Origin of the sequence: Nocardia farcinica, assembly GCF_001182745.1 — a bacterium.
Taxonomy (GTDB): Bacteria; Actinomycetota; Actinomycetes; order Mycobacteriales; family Mycobacteriaceae; genus Nocardia; species Nocardia farcinica.
Genome location: NZ_LN868939.1, coordinates 1,554,323 through 1,568,800, shown reverse-complemented (window position 1 = coordinate 1,568,800; position 14,478 = coordinate 1,554,323). Strand labels below are relative to the sequence as shown.

The 14,478-nt window shown below is 70.4% G+C and carries 18 protein-coding genes; 14 read left to right on the top strand and 4 right to left on the bottom strand.

Going from position 1 to position 14,478, the window contains the following annotated elements; all coding sequences use genetic code 11:
• Positions 1-3: 3 nt before the first annotated feature.
• The 4 genes from AMO33_RS23975 (at position 4) to AMO33_RS23960 (ending at position 2,506) form a co-directional block, all read left to right on the top strand.
• Positions 4-588: a GTP-binding protein gene (locus AMO33_RS23975; RefSeq protein WP_011211503.1), complete on the top strand. Its 585-nt coding sequence runs from the start codon at positions 4-6 to the stop codon at positions 586-588.
• Positions 589-601: 13 nt separating this feature from the next.
• Positions 602-1,465: an MHYT domain-containing protein gene (locus tag AMO33_RS23970; RefSeq protein ID WP_060594370.1), complete on the top strand. Its 864-nt coding sequence runs from the start codon at positions 602-604 to the stop codon at positions 1,463-1,465.
• Between the two features lie 31 nt (positions 1,466-1,496).
• Entirely contained in the window at positions 1,497-1,910 is a 414-nt protein-coding gene (locus AMO33_RS23965) for a hypothetical protein (protein WP_060594369.1), read from the top strand.
• Between the two features lie 374 nt (positions 1,911-2,284).
• Positions 2,285-2,506, top strand: a complete 222-nt coding sequence (locus AMO33_RS23960; RefSeq protein ID WP_060594368.1) for a hypothetical protein — start codon at positions 2,285-2,287, stop codon at positions 2,504-2,506.
• Positions 2,507-2,601: 95 nt separating this feature from the next.
• Here the strand turns inward: AMO33_RS23960 and rpmF are convergent, their stop codons facing one another.
• Genes rpmF through mrf form a run of 3 tightly spaced genes read right to left on the bottom strand, consistent with a single transcriptional unit; the run spans position 2,602 to position 4,365 of the window.
• A complete protein-coding gene (gene rpmF / locus AMO33_RS23955; protein ID WP_011211507.1) occupies positions 2,602-2,775 on the bottom strand; it encodes a 50S ribosomal protein L32 in 174 nt (57 codons plus the stop codon).
• A gap of 1 nt (position 2,776) precedes the next feature.
• Complete coding sequence (locus AMO33_RS23950) at positions 2,777-3,043, bottom strand: type B 50S ribosomal protein L31 (protein ID WP_011211508.1); 267 nt, start codon at positions 3,041-3,043, stop codon at positions 2,777-2,779.
• A complete protein-coding gene (mrf, locus tag AMO33_RS23945; protein ID WP_060595123.1) occupies positions 3,040-4,365 on the bottom strand; it encodes a ribosome hibernation factor-recruiting GTPase MRF in 1,326 nt (441 codons plus the stop codon). Before mrf ends, AMO33_RS23950 begins: the two co-directional genes overlap by 4 nt.
• 107 nt (positions 4,366-4,472) lie before the next feature.
• On the opposite strand from mrf, the gene rpmB reads away from it, so the two are divergent.
• The 9 genes from rpmB (at position 4,473) to AMO33_RS23900 (ending at position 13,119) form a co-directional block, all read left to right on the top strand.
• Positions 4,473-4,709 (top strand): 50S ribosomal protein L28, encoded by a 237-nt coding sequence (gene rpmB / locus AMO33_RS23940; protein WP_011211510.1) that lies wholly within the window; start codon positions 4,473-4,475, stop codon positions 4,707-4,709.
• A 12-nt stretch (positions 4,710-4,721) separates the two neighbouring features.
• Positions 4,722-4,892 (top strand): 50S ribosomal protein L33, encoded by a 171-nt coding sequence (gene rpmG, locus AMO33_RS23935; protein ID WP_060594367.1) that lies wholly within the window; start codon positions 4,722-4,724, stop codon positions 4,890-4,892.
• Complete coding sequence (gene rpsN / locus AMO33_RS23930; protein ID WP_011211512.1) at positions 4,893-5,198, top strand: 30S ribosomal protein S14; 306 nt, start codon at positions 4,893-4,895, stop codon at positions 5,196-5,198.
• Between the two features lie 32 nt (positions 5,199-5,230).
• Positions 5,231-5,485 (top strand): 30S ribosomal protein S18, encoded by a 255-nt coding sequence (gene rpsR / locus AMO33_RS23925; RefSeq protein WP_011211513.1) that lies wholly within the window; start codon positions 5,231-5,233, stop codon positions 5,483-5,485.
• A gap of 403 nt (positions 5,486-5,888) precedes the next feature.
• Positions 5,889-6,902 (top strand): beta-ketoacyl-ACP synthase 3, encoded by a 1,014-nt coding sequence (locus AMO33_RS23920; protein ID WP_060594366.1) that lies wholly within the window; start codon positions 5,889-5,891, stop codon positions 6,900-6,902.
• A 34-nt stretch (positions 6,903-6,936) separates the two neighbouring features.
• The gene (locus AMO33_RS23915; RefSeq protein WP_060594365.1) at positions 6,937-7,926 is read left to right on the top strand and encodes an AvrD family protein; all 990 of its coding nucleotides are present in this window, start codon (positions 6,937-6,939) and stop codon (positions 7,924-7,926) included.
• Positions 7,926-8,561, top strand: a complete 636-nt coding sequence (locus tag AMO33_RS23910; RefSeq protein WP_060594364.1) for a hypothetical protein — start codon at positions 7,926-7,928, stop codon at positions 8,559-8,561. Before AMO33_RS23915 ends, AMO33_RS23910 begins: the two co-directional genes overlap by 1 nt.
• 37 nt (positions 8,562-8,598) lie before the next feature.
• Positions 8,599-12,291 carry a DHA2 family efflux MFS transporter permease subunit gene (locus AMO33_RS32265; protein ID WP_176579830.1) on the top strand — a complete coding sequence of 1,231 codons (3,693 nt, stop codon included), beginning with the start codon at positions 8,599-8,601 and terminating at the stop codon, positions 12,289-12,291.
• Positions 12,292-12,330: 39 nt separating this feature from the next.
• Positions 12,331-13,119, top strand: coding sequence for an AAA family ATPase (locus tag AMO33_RS23900; RefSeq protein WP_011211518.1), 789 nt, complete (start codon positions 12,331-12,333; stop codon positions 13,117-13,119).
• Between the two features lie 73 nt (positions 13,120-13,192).
• On the opposite strand, the gene AMO33_RS23895 is transcribed toward AMO33_RS23900, so the two are convergent.
• Positions 13,193-13,768 carry a LysM peptidoglycan-binding domain-containing protein gene (locus AMO33_RS23895; RefSeq protein WP_041560429.1) on the bottom strand — a complete coding sequence of 192 codons (576 nt, stop codon included), beginning with the start codon at positions 13,766-13,768 and terminating at the stop codon, positions 13,193-13,195.
• A gap of 178 nt (positions 13,769-13,946) precedes the next feature.
• Here AMO33_RS23895 and AMO33_RS23890 point away from each other — a divergent pair, with 178 nt between their 5' ends.
• Complete coding sequence (locus tag AMO33_RS23890) at positions 13,947-14,408, top strand: hypothetical protein (RefSeq protein WP_060594363.1); 462 nt, start codon at positions 13,947-13,949, stop codon at positions 14,406-14,408.
• The last annotated feature ends 70 nt before the right edge of the window (positions 14,409-14,478 follow it).

Here is a 14,478-nt window from a genome sequence, read left to right as displayed (position 1 = left end):
CCGATGGACAACCGCACCGCCTCGACCAAGATCGTTGTCGCCGGTGGTTTCGGCGCGGGCAAGACCACCTTCGTCGGCGCGGTCTCGGAGATCGTGCCGCTGCGGACCGAAGCCATGGTGACGGGCTTCTCCGACGGCATCGACGACCTCGCCGCGACGCCCGGCAAGGAGACCACCACGGTCGCCATGGATTTCGGCCGCATCATGCTGCCGGGCAACCTGACGCTGTACCTGTTCGGCACGCCGGGGCAGCGCCGGTTCTGGTTCATGTGGGACGACCTGATCCGCGGCGCGATCGGCGCGGTGGTGCTGGTGGACACCCGCCGCATCGAGGACAGCTTCGCCGCCGTCGACTTCTTCGAGGCGCGCGGGCTGCCGTTCCTCATCGCGGTCAACCGTTTTCCCGATTCGCCGCGGTTCCCGGTGGCGGAACTGCGCGAGGCGCTGTCGGTGCGGCCGATCGTCCCCATCGTCGACATCGACGCGCGCAACGCGACCGAGGTGCGTCAGTCGCTGGCCGCGGTCACCGAATACGCGATCCAGCGGCTGGCCGCCGAACAGCGGGAACAGCCCGTCGGACAGGTGTGAGGGTGCTGCCGCGGTGAGCTACTTCTCCATGGGGTACTGGGTGCTCGGCCTCGCGGCCGTGGTCTCGATGGTCGGCGCCCTGGTCGGGCTGGTCTGCGTCCGCCAGTCGACGGAGTCGGTGACCGCGAAGTTCCGCCTGGTGTGGCTCGCCGCCGCCGCGGTCTCGATCGGCGGGATCGGGACGTGGCTGGCGATCTTCGTGTCGATGCTCGGCGTCGCGCCCGGCGACGGCGGGCAGATCCGGTACGAGGTCGCGCGCCTGGTCGTGGCGGGGGTGATCGCGGTGTCGTCGACGTTGGCGGCGCTGCTCGTGCTCGGCGGCCGTCCGCTGGTGCCGCGCCTGGCCGGCGCGGGACTGATCATGGGTGTCGGCATGAGCGCGATGTTGTTCGTCGCGATGGCAGGCATCCACGTCCAGGGTGTGGTGCGCACGGCGTGGTGGTCGATCACGGTGGCCGCCGTGCTCGCGATCGGCACCGCCACCGCGACGCTGTGGTTCCTGCTGCAGCGCAGGCCCGTCAGTGTGCTGGTCGCCGCCGCGGTGTTGTACGCGGTCGGCATGCTCGGCATGCACTACGTGCGGCTGGCCGGGGTGAGCGTCGAGCTCGAGCCCGGTTCGGTGCCGCCACCCGGTGAGGATCTGTTCGCCTTCCTGGTGCCGATGTTCGTCCTGGGGATGCTCTCGCTGGCCGTGCCGATCACGGCGGTGCTGGTGACCCCCGACCGGCGGGCCCAGCCCGCGGCCGCCCCGGCGACCCGGGCCGTGCCGTCCGGCGCGTCCGTGCCGTCGGGCCCCGGCATGCCGTCCGGACCGGGCGGGCACGATCGCGCGTTCGACGCGGGCGAGACGATGGTGATCGGCGCGCCGCGGTTCTGAACCGTCGCGCCGGGTGAGGGAAGGACCGGACGTGACGCCGGAACAGGATGCGATGCTGCGCGATGTCCTCACGCAGCTCCGCGGGCCGAGCCTGGCGGGCTGGCCGCAGTTGGGCACCGACGCCGAGGGCAGGGCGCGCACCCTGGTGGACGGGTTGGCCGTGGCGCTGCGCCGGGTGGACGAGCTGGCGACCGAGACCGCTCGGTTGCGCGCGGAGGTGCACGATCTGCGTACCGAGATCAGCGAATTGGAGGCCACGTCGGCGGAATTGACCGCGCAGTTGCGCGGGCAGGCGCAGCGGCGGCTGCCGTGGCCGCTGTCGCTGATCGAGGAGTCGGTGGAGTCGATCGCCGCCCGCCTGGAAGCGCTGCTGCCGGAGGCGGATCGACGCGAGCCGGGGCGCGGGACCGCACGCTCGAGTCGCGGCCCGGAAGATGCGGGGTGAGGCGGGGTTTCGCGGCGATGGGCCGCTGGCGGATCGCCGGCACGCGCCCGGCGGCGGATGCTTGGCGATGAGCGGGTTCTCCCGGAACCGGGAGAACCCGCCCTCGATGGATGAGGGTACCTCGGATCGGCCCGGAAATCACTAGTTTTTCGGCCCGAAAAACCCACCCGCAGCACGGGTTTCGCCGGTCAGCTAGCGACCGGCAAGCGGTCGGGCCGTAGTTCTTCCATGTGATCTGCCTCACGACAATTGCCAGTGGTTTGCCACGCCGTTCACCCTGCCCGGCACGGGCAACCGGGTTATCGTCGGCTGGCCGGATGCGCTCGGTTTTCTCCGGCACCGCAGCAGTCAGGTTCGTTCCCTAAGGAGTTCGCATGGCCGTCAACGTGGTGCTCGACAAGGCTCTCGACAAGGCGTACGAGAACAAGCCGCTCGCGGAGATCCTGTCCGCGCCGCCCTCGGCGCTGGCCGGCTTCACCGAGGCGCACGACAAGGTGTTCGCCGAACTGAAGATCAAGACCATCGCCGACCTGGGCAACAACAAGTACTTCCGGCTCGCCGCCGCGCTGACCGATCTGGCCAAGCTCGAGGGCTGAACCGACGAGTGGGGTGGGCCCGGCGGACCCACCCCACTCCCCCTCATTCGTCGCCGGCCGCCATTCGTCGCCGGCCGCCATTCGTCGCCGGCTGCTCAGAGCCGCTCGGGATCGATCAGACCCCGCCGGATCGCCGCGACCAGCCGCCGCGGCACCTTGCGCGGCACGCCCGCGACGGTCACCTCGACCAGGTCCGGCGCCTTCGCCTTCCACTGGCTGCGCCTGCTGCGCGTGTTCGACCTCGACATCCGCCGCTTCGGAACCGCCATCTCAGCCCTCCTGTCCGCCGCGCACCCGGCGCCCGTACTTGCGGTTGAACTTCTCCACCCGACCCTGGGTGTCCAGCAGGCGCTGGGCGCCGGTCCAGAACGGATGCGAGTCCGCGGTCACGTCCACCACCAGCAGGGGGTAGGTGTTGCCGTCGGTCCACTCCACAGTGCGCTCGCTCGTCGCGGTCGATCTGGTGAGGAAGCGCTTGCCGGTGCTCGAGTCCTCGAACACCACGGGGTGGTAGTCGGGGTGGATACCCGCCTTCATTGTCCTTCTCCTGTCCGGCCTTTCGGCCACGCGATGTCCTCGATCGGTTCCCCCGGGTCGGCGCACGGTTCCTCGTGCCACTCGCCGAACGGGTCCTCCCAGCGGGCGACCCGCTCGGGTGCCCGGTCCACCAGGCGCAGTTCGTCGTCCTCGACCAGGGCCCAGTGCAGTGCGCGGCGGATCTCGGCGGGGTCGGCCTCGTGGGCCAGGATCACCAGCGAGATGTGCCGGTCGCCGAACCGCTCGTCCCAGCCGAGCGCGGCCAGCGCGCGGCGGGTCGGGTCGGCCCGCTCATAGTCCTCGGCGCTCATCGCAGCCAGCCAGGGACCGGCACCGCCGACCCGCAGGCCGCCACCGGCCGACTCCAGCCACACCACCTCGTCGGGTTGGGTGGCCAGCCACAACCTGCCGCGGGCGGTCACCACGCCCTCGAGCAGCACGTCGAGGGCGTCGTGCAGCCGGGCCGGGTGGAACGGCCTGCTCGCGGCGAACTCCACCAGCGTCACGCCGTGCTCGGTGAGCAGCGAGGGCTGCCCGCGCAGCAGCGGTGCGTGCGCGTCGAAGACCCGGCCGCGCCGCGAGTGCGCGGGGATCCGCGTGAGCAGCGCCTCGATCTCGGCGGCGGTGATCGCGTCGGGCGAGTCGACCCACGTCACCGGCGCCTCGGGAACCAGCCGGGCGAGCACGGCGGTGAGCCGGTCGTGCTCGATCGGATCGGGTGCCGGGCCGAGCGCGACGAGGGCGTCGGCGAAGTCGACCTGTCCGACCGCGACCTGGGCGACGGTCCGGTCGTCGTCGGCGGTGGCCAGGCCGCGCTCGGCGAGGGTGTCCTCACCGGTCGCGTCGGCGAGCCAGGACGCGGCGTCGACGCAGGTGAGCACCGCCTCGACGCGGACGTCGCGGGCCGCAGGCCCGTCCACCCGGCCGACCACCCCGGTGACGACGACATCCTCGATGGCCTGGCAGACCGCCTCGGCCTCGAAGGCCGGATCCAGTTCGAGCACGATCCGGTGCACCGACTCGCGGGCGGCCAGCGTGCACAGCAGCGGGAGCAGGTCGGCGCGCAGGGTGCAGGACACACAGCCGTGCGCCAACTCGAGCACCGTCTCGGTGGTGGCGAGGACGGTGCGCAGGGTGCGGCGCACGACGCCCTCGCGCAGGTCTTCGAGGTGATGCCGGACGACGACGGTGCCCTCGGCATGTGCCAGCGCCGCGGCCGCCCGGTCGACCGCGGCGCTCGCGCGGCCGGGCAGGCCGGCCACGAGCAGGACCGGCGTCCGCCGGTCGGGCCGGGGCGGGAGTGGAGCGGGATCAGGCAGCACCACCGGAACCCCTTTCGATAACGATTGTCATTTGCTCGGGCATAACGGTACAGTCTCCGGCGTTCATTGTCGAAAACGATTGTCATCAACAGGAGGAGGCCGGGGCCATGTCCGCCCACTGCCAGGTCACCGGGCGCAAGCCCGGCTTCGGCAAGTCCGTCTCGCACTCCCACGTGCGGACCAACCGCCGCTGGGATCCCAACATCCAGCGCAAGACCTACTACCTGCCCAGCGAAGGCCGGCGCATCACGCTGACGGTCTCCGCGAAGGGCATCAAGACCATCGACCGGGACGGGATCGAGGCCGTGGTGGCGCGGCTGCGGGCCCGCGGCGAGAAGATCTAGGAGGAGCGCCCCATGGCGTCGAAATCCACCGAACTGCGCCCCATCGTCAAGCTGAGGTCGACGGCGGGCACCGGGTACACCTACGTCACCCGCAAGAACCGGCGCAACGATCCGGACCGGATGGTGCTGCGCAAGTACGACCCGGTCGTGCGCAAGCACGTCGACTTCCGCGAGGAGCGCTGAGTGGCAAAGAAATCCAAGGTCGCCCGGAACGAGCAGCGCAAGCAGATCGTGGCCCGCTACGCCGCGCGCCGGGCCGAACTCAAGGAACTGATCCGCAAGCCGAGCACGCCCGAGGCGGACCGGGCCGCCGCCCAGGCGGCACTGCAGCGACTGCCGCGCGATGCCAGTCCGGTACGATTGCGCAATCGGGACGCCGCGGACGGACGTCCGCGCGGTCACCTCCGGAAGTTCGGCCTCTCCCGTGTGCGTGTGCGCGAGATGGCCCACCGCGGAGAACTTCCCGGTGTGCACAAATCGAGCTGGTAAGACCACCGATACCGCAAGAAGGAACCCCTGATATGGCAGTCAAGCGAGCACCGTCGAAGAAGGTCCGCGCCGAGCAGGCCCGCCGCCCGAAGAAGAACCCGCTCATCGCCGCGGGGATCGAGACGGTGGACTACAAGGACGTCAACCTGCTGCGCACCTTCATCTCCGATCGCGGCAAGATCCGCAGCAGGCGCGTCACCGGCCTGACCCCGCAGCAGCAGCGACAGGTCGCCGTCGCGGTGAAGAACGCCCGCGAGATGGCACTGCTGCCGTTCACCAGCCGCTGACCGACGGCGGGCACGCTTCCCGAGGGCGGGTTCCTGGTCCACCGACCAGGAACCCGCCCTCGTCGCGTTCGACGCCCCCAACCCGCGCGCCCAGACCCGGAAAACAGGGGCTGACCGGCTATTTCTCGGCGAGCACTCCGCCTTCCCGTACCGAGTTGTTCGCCATCCACCGGACCCGAAAGCCCAGGTCCGAGGTTGCCGGTTCAAGTGAACAATCGCGTACGCAATTTTGCGACTGACGAGTAGGTTCGGTTATGTCAATACCGCATCAAAAAACGTGACCTTCATCACTCACCGCTGTTATGCTGGCGTTATAGCCGTGTGATCTCATCCCGGTTTTGGAGGACGGTGATAAGTTGATTCACACGTGATTCACTTCATAAATCTCAGGGGGGTGAGCAATATGACGGCAACGAGCAGCGAGACCGCTACGCGAGCCGGGATGCTCATGATCGGATCATATAGGCCACACCGGGTCATTTCCAATTCCGATCTCGCTCCCCACCTGGGTGTCGACGACGAGTGGATTCGCACCCGCACCGGAATCACCGAACGGCGTTTCGCCGGCCCGGAGGAAACGGTCGTGACGATGGCGGTGCGCGCCGCCGACAGCGCGCTCACCGCCGCCGGCGTGGCCGCCACCGAGGTGGACGTGCTCATGCTCGCCACCTCGACCCATCTGAACCAGACACCAGCGGCCGCCCCGATCGTCGCCGCCGAGCTCGGGTGCTCGGGTCCGGCCGCCTTCGACATCTCCGCGGGCTGCTCTGGCCTGGCCCACGGCGTCGGCCAGGCCGCCGCGCTGATCAACGCGGGCCAGGCCGACACGGTACTGGTGATCGGTTCGGAAAAGCTCAGTCATGTCGTGGATCCCCACGAGCGCGCGGTCGCGCCGATCTTCGGCGACGGTGCGGGCGCGGTGCTCATCGGGCGCACCGAGTCGGGCCACATCCGCAAGACCGTCTGGGGCAGCGACGGTCGACAGGCCCGGTTGATCCGCCAGGAACCGACCTGGGAACAGCAACGCGCGGCACCGGCCGACACCCCCACCCCCATGCTGCGCATGGAGGGCACCGAGGTGTTCCGCTGGGCCACCGCCGCCGTGCCACAGATCGTCGAGGAGATCGCCGCCGCGGGCGGTGTCGGTCTCGACGAGATCGAGGTGTTCATTCCGCACCAGGCCAATCTGCGCATCATCGACGGTGTCGTGCGCAAATTGGGCTGGCGCGACGATTCGGTGGTGGTGGCCGACGATGTGCGGCGCGCCGGAAACACGTCCGCCGCGGCACTGCCGCTGGCGATCGACGACCTGATCTCCTCGGGTCGAGCCAAGCCGGGACAACTCGCTCTGCAGGTTTCCTTCGGAGCGGGTCTGTCGTACGCGGGACAGGTATTCGAATTGCCCCGCGTCGCCTGAAGCCGGATTCTGTCGCTGTTCGAAGGTTGTACTCATGAGCGTTTCTTTCTCCAGTTACGACGAACCCCTCGGGCCCCGGGCCACCCGGTATTTCGGAGAGGGTTATCGAAAAGTAGGCCCGGAATTGGCGGACCTGCGTCTCGGCAATTCCGCTCGCCCCGGCGCAAAACACACGGCAATGGCTCGGCTCGAATATCCGGCGGCCTGGTCGACCAAAAAACACCGGGAACTCGTGCCGCACGTCAGCAGCGTCGACACCGTCATGCTGGCCACCGCACTGTGCGACGCCGCGGTGACCCGCGCCCGCGGGCTGCGGCCGGAGGAGGCGGCGCGGATGTGGGTCAGCCACGGCACCGTGCGTGCCGGCGCCGCCCCACACGAGGACCTCGACCACATCCCGGTGCAGGCCGAGATCACCGCGGTCACCGAGGAGGCGAGCGAGGCCGAGACCACCTTCAAGTTCACCGTCGGCAATCTCGCGGGCACCCTGACCCTGGTGCATCCGCTCGGCACCGGTTCGGCCGAACCGGGCGAGCAGATCGACCACCTCGACAGCCTCGCCGACCTCTACGGCCCGGCGCCGCACTACTACCTGACGGGTGTCAAGGACCACACCCTGACGGCCACGGACCTGATCGTCGACGACGACGCCACCCGGATCACCAGCAGGCAGACCGTGCGTCCCGGCGCCGAGGGCGGCTACGTCGGCGCCGAGTCGGCCTACTGGAACTCGGTCTCCCCGATCGACGCGATCGTCGGCGCGGCCCAGCTCTCGCAGATCCTGCTCTACCGGATGGACTCGCTGGATCGCACCAACAGCGACACCCTCTGGATGCGCAAGCTGGAGTTCTTCTGCGAGCCACCGCACCGGTCCAGCGCGACCGACTTCGACGGCACGGTGGAGATCCGGCGCACCTCCACGATCGATCGCGGCGGGCAGCGGTGGCGCAGCGCGGACCTGCTGATCAAGGAGTTCCAGGGCGTGACCGGGTCGTGCCTGCTGGCCCATCGGCTCCCCGACTGATGGCGGCCGTGGACGACCTACCGCCGGTCCGGCTCGCCGTCACCGGCGCGCCGGGCACCGGCCGTCGCACCGTGTGCACCGCCCTCGCCCTCGCCACCGGCCTCGACTGCGCCACCGTCTCCGCCGAGCTGACCGCGCCCCGGAGCGGACGGCGGCTCGGCGACACCGTCGAGGCCACCGTGCGCGGCTTCGAACAGCGGGTGGACACCGAGACCAGGATGCCCGGCGGCTTCGTCTCCGACGGCTCGGTGCTGCACGAGTGGGCGATGGCCGAAGCGCTGCGGCAGACCAGGCGGCTGCGGCATTGGGTGCTCAATCCCCGTGATCTGCCGTACCGTATCTTCGAACAGCGCTTCCTGCTCGCGCATCACCGCATCGTCATCCGACGCGCGAACGACACCTACGACGGTGTCGTTCATCTGCGTCTGCCCGACGACGCGGGCGCCGGCGACGACGGTGCCCTGCGCGCGGTCGTCGATCGGTTGCTGCTGGCGACGCTGCACGAATCGGCACTGCCGTATCTGGTGATCGGCGGCTCGATCGAGCAGATCGTCGCGCAGGTGGCCGGGATGTACCAACTGCCGCAACGCATTCCGGTCGGCGATGCGGTGTCCGCAGCGTTGCGGGCCGCCTGAGCAGTCGCCACCGGGCCGAACTCCGAAGGGAATGTCCATGGCAACCGTAGGTGCCGAGACCGCGACCCGACGGTCCGCCGGCGCGATATGGACCCTGGTGGTCGTCGCGCTGGCCACCTTCATGCTCATGCTCGACCTCACGGTCGTCAACGTCGCACTGCCCGACATCCGCGCCGCCTTCGGTTCGTCGTTCTCGGCGTTGCAGTGGATCCTGGACGCCTACGCACTCGGCCTGGCCGCGGTGCTGCTCGCGGCGGGTTCGCTGGCCGACCGGCTCGGCCGCAAGCGGGTTTTCGACGCCGGCCTGGTGATCTTCGTGCTGTCGTCGCTGGCGTGCGGGCTGGCGCCCAACGATCTGGTGCTGATCGTGGCCCGGTTCGTGCAGGGCCTGGGCGGGGCCATCCTGTTCGCGGTCGGGCCCGCGCTGCTCGGACACGAATTCCGTGGCAAGGACCGGGGAATGGCGTTCGGCGTGTTCGGCGGCGTCACCGGGCTGGCCATCGCGTTCGGTCCGCTGATCGGCGGCGGGCTCACCGAGACCGCGGGCTGGCGCTGGATCTTCCTCATCAACGTGCCCGTCACGATCGCCGCGCTGGTGATCGGCTATCTGAAGGTGCGCGAATCCCGCAGCGACACACCGCCTCCGGTGGACTGGCCGGGCATGATCACCTTCTCGGCCGGCCTGTTCTTCCTCGTGCTCGGTTTCATGCGCGGCGAACAGGACGGCTGGACCAGCCTCACCATCATCGGCTGCTTCGCGCTGGCCGTCGTGCTGCTCGCGGTCTTCACCCGGTTGCAGATCACCCGGCCGGGCCGGGCGATGTTCGACCTGTCGCTGTTCGGCAGCCGCACCTTCAACGGCCTGTCGGCGGTGACGGCATTGTGCGCGCTCACCGTGATGCCCGCCCTGTTCCTGCTCATCTCCTATGTGCAGAACATGCTGGGTTATTCGGCGTTCGCCAGCGGCCTGCGGTTCCTGCCGTTGACCCTGCTGCTGTTCGTGGCGGCGGCGGTGGCGGGCAGTCTGGTGACCAAGCTCCCGCCCGCCGTGCTGGTGGGTGTGTCGCAGTTGCTCATCGCGGGCGGTCTGCTCGCCGTGGTGCTGGTGGACGTGGATTCGGCGTGGACGGCGCTGATTCCGGCGATGATCCTGATCGGTCTGGGCATGGGTGTGTTCAACCCGCCCCGCGCGGCGTTCTCGATCGCGGTCACCACTCCCGACAAGTCCGGCATGGCTTCCGGCATCAACGAGACCTTCCAGCAGGCCGGTGTGGCGATCGGCATCGCCGCCGTCGGCGCGTTCTTCCAGAACCGGGTGGCCGGTGCGTTCACCGAGACCGACACCGCGCGGCGGGTTTTCGGCGAGCAGGTGGACACCGCCGGTGATGCCGTCGCCGCCGCGGGCCCCTCGGCGGTGCTGGATGGCCTGCCCGCCTCGGTGAGCGGCGCCGTGCGCGCCGCGGCCGAAACCGCCTTCGTCGACGGCCTGCGCACCGCGATGGTGCTGGCCGCCGTGCTCGCCGCGGTCTCGGGCGTCATCGCCTTCTGCACGATGCGCCGTTCGGATCTCGACCCGGCGGCACTCGAGAACCCCGGCGTCCCGGCCGACGCCGCCTCCGCCGACGTGCCCACCACGCCGATGCCGGTGCGGATGGCCAAGCATCCCGGTGCGGTGGCCGCCGCCCAGCGCGCGGCGCAGATCATCGCCGAGGCGAAGGCCGAGGCGCAACGGGTGATCGGCATCGACAACGCGGGCGACACGGGCCGCACGGCCACGGACGCCAGGACCGCGGGGAAGCCCGACCTCGGGAAGGGCACCCGACGCACCGGCGCCGCCGACCGCGCCGGCACGGCCGGCCGCACCACCGCCGCGTCCCGGACCCGGACCACCGACGTGGACGGCGCCGCCGAACCGCGGGCGCGGCGGGGACGGGCGAGCTCCGGGAACGGTGCCGGTAATGGCGCCGAGCTGCGGCCGGGCGCACGGAAGTCCGCCTCCCCCGGCGAACCGGCCGGCCGTTCGTCGGCATCGGCATCGGCATCGGCATCGGCGGAGCGCACCCGGTCCGGTGGCCCGCGCAGCGGCAACGCCGGACAGCCGAACCGCACCACCGGCACGGATACCGAGCACACCCGCCAGACGACCCGACGTACCCGGGAATCGGCGCGGACGACCGGCAGCAGGACGACCGCGGGTGACGCGACCCGCGCGGCCGAATCGGCCACCGCCAACGAGCCCAGCACGCCGACCCGGTCGACCAACGGCACCCGGACCGCGCGGTCGAGCAGCAATCCCGCGCGGACCACACCAGCGGGCGACCCCACGACACGGCGGACCAACGCCACCGATGCCCAGCGCACGGCCGGCACGGGTAGCGAGCGTGTGGCCGACTCGACTCCCACCGGGTCCGGCAGCACCCCCGCCGAGTCGGCCGCCGAGACGGCGGGGACCGGCCCGGCCGGTGCAACCGCTGAGTCGGATTTCACGGCGGACGGCAACGGTGGCGTGGGCCAGCGGTCGCGTTCGACCGGTGGGAACGGCGCCACCGGTGGGCGGCATGCCCGCACCAGCGGCACCACGGACCGGCCACGCGCCACGGTCGGCGGCCCGTCGGCCGCCGATCGGAAGTCGGCACGCATGACGGGCGACCGCGGTGCCCGGGAGCCGCAGAAGACCGCCGCGCCCGAGAACCGCGGCAACTCGGGCCGTTTCGCGCCGAGTGCCGCGCGCACCGAGTCCGCGACAGAGCAGCCACGCGCCGAGGCCGACAGCGCACCGGTCGCCGGGCGCGCGGCGCAGACGGCCGCCGCCACCGGAACTCCGGCGCCGCGAACAACCGCACCACGCACCTCCGGTGGTGCCGGGCGGCACGCGCGCGCCACCCGCACCCGCACCACCGCCGGGAAGCAGTCGGGCAAGGACGGTGACAACACCGCCGACCTAGGAACGTCGCCGGACGACAACCAGACCCCGGCCGGGACGACCGCCGAAGCACGGAACCAGACCGCGCCCGGCCAGACCGCGCCCAGCCAGACCGCGGCCAATCAGGCAGCGCCCGACCAGCCAGCGCCCGGCCAGCCGGCGCCCAACCAGCCAGCACCCGGCCAGGCAGCACCCGGCCAGGTTGAGAGTGCGTCCGCCACGCCGAAGGACGCCTCCCACGCCGCATCGACAGCGCCGTCGACGCCCGCCTCCGCACCGGGCACCTCCTCGGTCACCCCCGCGGACGCCACCGCCGAGTCGCCCGCCGTCGCGACAACGGCACCGACGACCGACACGAAGCACACCCGGACCAGGCGCACCACCCGGGGCAGTTCGACCACCGCCGCGAAGGCAGCCGCGTCGACGGAGCAGGTCCCCGCGAATCCCGCGGACTCCGCGACACCCGCCGAAACGACCGCGCCGGCCCCGCAACCCGCACCCGAGCAACCCGCGGCACCCGCGAAATCGTCGGCGTCGACGAAATCCTCGCCGTCCGCCGCGAAATCGACCCCTACCAAATCGGCCCCTACCAAATCGGCCGCCACCAAATCGACCCCAACAAAATCGGGCGCGGCCAAATCCACCACCCCCAAGGCGACCGCCGCGAAATCCACTGCCCGGAAACGGCCCGCCGCGAAATCGACCGGTGCCGATTCGGCGACCGGCACGAAATCGTCCACCGCACAGAAATCGACGCGATCGACGCGGGCTCGGTCGGACGACACCGGGAGTGCGCCGGAGAACTGAATTCTGCGGCGCGGGCACAGAGCAAGGATCGGAGCACCCATGTATCTCGTCGGCGGCCGTCGATGCGACACCATCAAACTCGCGATATCGGGCACTTACGGCGTCGGCAAGAGCACCACGACCGAAACGCTCTCGATCGCGACCGGCATTCCCCGCACCCACGCGCTGACGTCGCGTGAGCTGCTCATCGATCTCGCGCCGGGAAAGACGGTGATGGAGCTCAACTCGATCGAGCTGCTGCAACTCGGAACTCGCCGGTTCGAGGAGCGGGTCGCCAACGAGTCGTGCGACGGTTCGTTCATCTCCGACGGATCGGTGGTGCACGAGTGGGTCTACGGCACCGCGCGGATGGCGGTGGGGATCAATCCGGGCGCCGGGTTCCTGCTGCGCTCGATCAAGACACTGGCCGGGGTGGGCCGCAAGGCGCCGCTGCTCGAGTACACCGACATCATCGGCGACATCGTCAAGGAACGCGCGCGCAGGCTCTACGACGCGTATGTGCATCTGCCGGTGGAGTTTCCGATGAAGACCGACGGGCACCGGCCGGTGTCCGAGCCGTTCCGCAAGCTGTCCGACGACACCCTGCTCGAGGTGGTCGCCGATCTCGGCCTGCCCTACGAGGTGGTCGGCGGCACGGTGCACGAGCGGGTCACCCGCATCATCGAGCTGTTCGATCTGCCGACCGTGATGTCGGTGGAGGATGCCATCGCCGAAGGCGAACGACGGGTGGCCGCCGCGACGGCGGTGCTGGAACAGGACGACCGGTTCAAGGCGGCGCAGCGGCAGAAATCGCTGTGGCGCAAGATCTCCTACGCCATGCGGTACTGAGGGTGGACAGCGGCAGGGCCTCCGGGAAATCCCCGGAGGCCCTGCCGGTTTCACGCTGTCGCGCGGCCGCGGATCACGGAATGGTCAGCACCTGACCGGGGTTGATCGCGTCCGGGTTCGGGATGCCGCTGGCGTCGGCGATCTCCTGGTAGCGGTTGCCGTCGCCGTAGAAGCGCTCGGCGATCGCCCACAGGGTGTCGCCCGGCTCCACGGTGTAGGTGCGCGGCTGCGGCGCCGGCGGCGGCGGGGGCACGTCCTCGACCGGCGCGGCGGCGGGCGCCTGCTCGGCCTGCTGTTCCGGGGCGGGCAGCGGGTTGTCGGTGTTGGTGCCCGACGCCCACAGCGCGGCGCCGTCGGTACCGTACAGCACGACGTTGCGGTCGGCCTGCACGACCAGGCGATCGGCGCTCTTGCCGTTGGTCTCGGTGGACCACGCGGCGTCGGCACCCTTGTAGAGCACGAAGTTGCCGTCGTGCTGCAGGACGGCCTTGTCGACGCCCTGATCGTGGGTCTGGGTGGCCCACACGACGTTTCCGCCGGGCTCGGACAGCACGAGGTTGCCGTCCGGCTGCAGGGTCAGGGTGTAGGCACCTCCGGTCAGGGACTGACCGAGTCCGAGTTCTTCGCCTACGCGCAGCGTGTCGCCCACGTTGTTCCTTTCGAAGATTTTCTGTGCACAGCATCCGACTTGCGATGCGAGCCGAAAGCCCATGGCCCGCACCGAACGCAGAATCTACAGTCCGCGCCCGCCACCGGGAGGCATTACGCGCAGGGTTCGCGGAATGTTCACTGTGGGGGCCGTCACGCGCCGGGACTAGGGTTGAGGCATGTATCGCAGGTCGAGCCGCCGCCTTGCCGTTGTCGTCGCCGTCGCGCTCATCGGCCCGCTCGCCGCGAGTTGCGGCGAGGAGAACGACACCGCACCCCAGAACACCGCGACCAGCGCCGTGACGAGCACCGCGCAGACACCCACCGAGGCGCCCGACGCGCCGCCGGGAACGACCTTCACCCCGGACCCGACGATCGTCGACGCCCACCCGATCCCGTTCACCTCCTGGACGCGGCTGGCCCCGGATCGGCTGGCCGTGCATTTCCAGACCGGCACGCCGGAGTGCTACGGCATCGACGTCACCACCACCGAGACCGACAGCGCCGTGACCATCGAACTGCGCTCGGGCCGGCTCGCCGAGGCCGCCGATCGGATGTGCGTGATGATCGCGGTCTTCGGCACGGTGGAGGTGCAGCTGGACGCGCCGCTGGGCGCACGGCAGGTGCTCAGCGCGGTCTGATCGGCGGCACCATCCCGGGAGACGACGAGAGGCGGGCCCGTACGCCGGACCCGCCTCTCGTCGCGAGGGA

Excerpts from the sequence above, each read along its gene's own strand:
- rpmF (WP_011211507.1), bottom strand. The coding sequence starts at position 2,775 with ATGGCGGTTCCGAAGCGGCGGATGTCGAGGTCGAACACGCGCAGCAGG.
- AMO33_RS23890 (WP_060594363.1), top strand. The coding sequence starts at position 13,947 with ATGTATCGCAGGTCGAGCCGCCGCCTTGCCGTTGTCGTCGCCGTCGCG.
- AMO33_RS23950 (WP_011211508.1), bottom strand. The coding sequence starts at position 3,043 with ATGAAGGCGGGTATCCACCCCGACTACCACCCCGTGGTGTTCGAGGAC.
- AMO33_RS23910 (WP_060594364.1), top strand. The coding sequence starts at position 7,926 with ATGGCGGCCGTGGACGACCTACCGCCGGTCCGGCTCGCCGTCACCGGC.
- rpmG (WP_060594367.1), top strand. The coding sequence starts at position 4,722 with ATGGCGTCGAAATCCACCGAACTGCGCCCCATCGTCAAGCTGAGGTCG.
- AMO33_RS23975 (WP_011211503.1), top strand. The coding sequence starts at position 4 with ATGGACAACCGCACCGCCTCGACCAAGATCGTTGTCGCCGGTGGTTTC.
- AMO33_RS32265 (WP_176579830.1), top strand. The coding sequence starts at position 8,599 with ATGGCAACCGTAGGTGCCGAGACCGCGACCCGACGGTCCGCCGGCGCG.
- AMO33_RS23915 (WP_060594365.1), top strand. The coding sequence starts at position 6,937 with ATGAGCGTTTCTTTCTCCAGTTACGACGAACCCCTCGGGCCCCGGGCC.
- rpmB (WP_011211510.1), top strand. The coding sequence starts at position 4,473 with ATGTCCGCCCACTGCCAGGTCACCGGGCGCAAGCCCGGCTTCGGCAAG.
- rpsR (WP_011211513.1), top strand. The coding sequence starts at position 5,231 with ATGGCAGTCAAGCGAGCACCGTCGAAGAAGGTCCGCGCCGAGCAGGCC.
- AMO33_RS23900 (WP_011211518.1), top strand. The coding sequence starts at position 12,331 with ATGTATCTCGTCGGCGGCCGTCGATGCGACACCATCAAACTCGCGATA.
- AMO33_RS23920 (WP_060594366.1), top strand. The coding sequence starts at position 5,889 with ATGACGGCAACGAGCAGCGAGACCGCTACGCGAGCCGGGATGCTCATG.
- AMO33_RS23960 (WP_060594368.1), top strand. The coding sequence starts at position 2,285 with ATGGCCGTCAACGTGGTGCTCGACAAGGCTCTCGACAAGGCGTACGAG.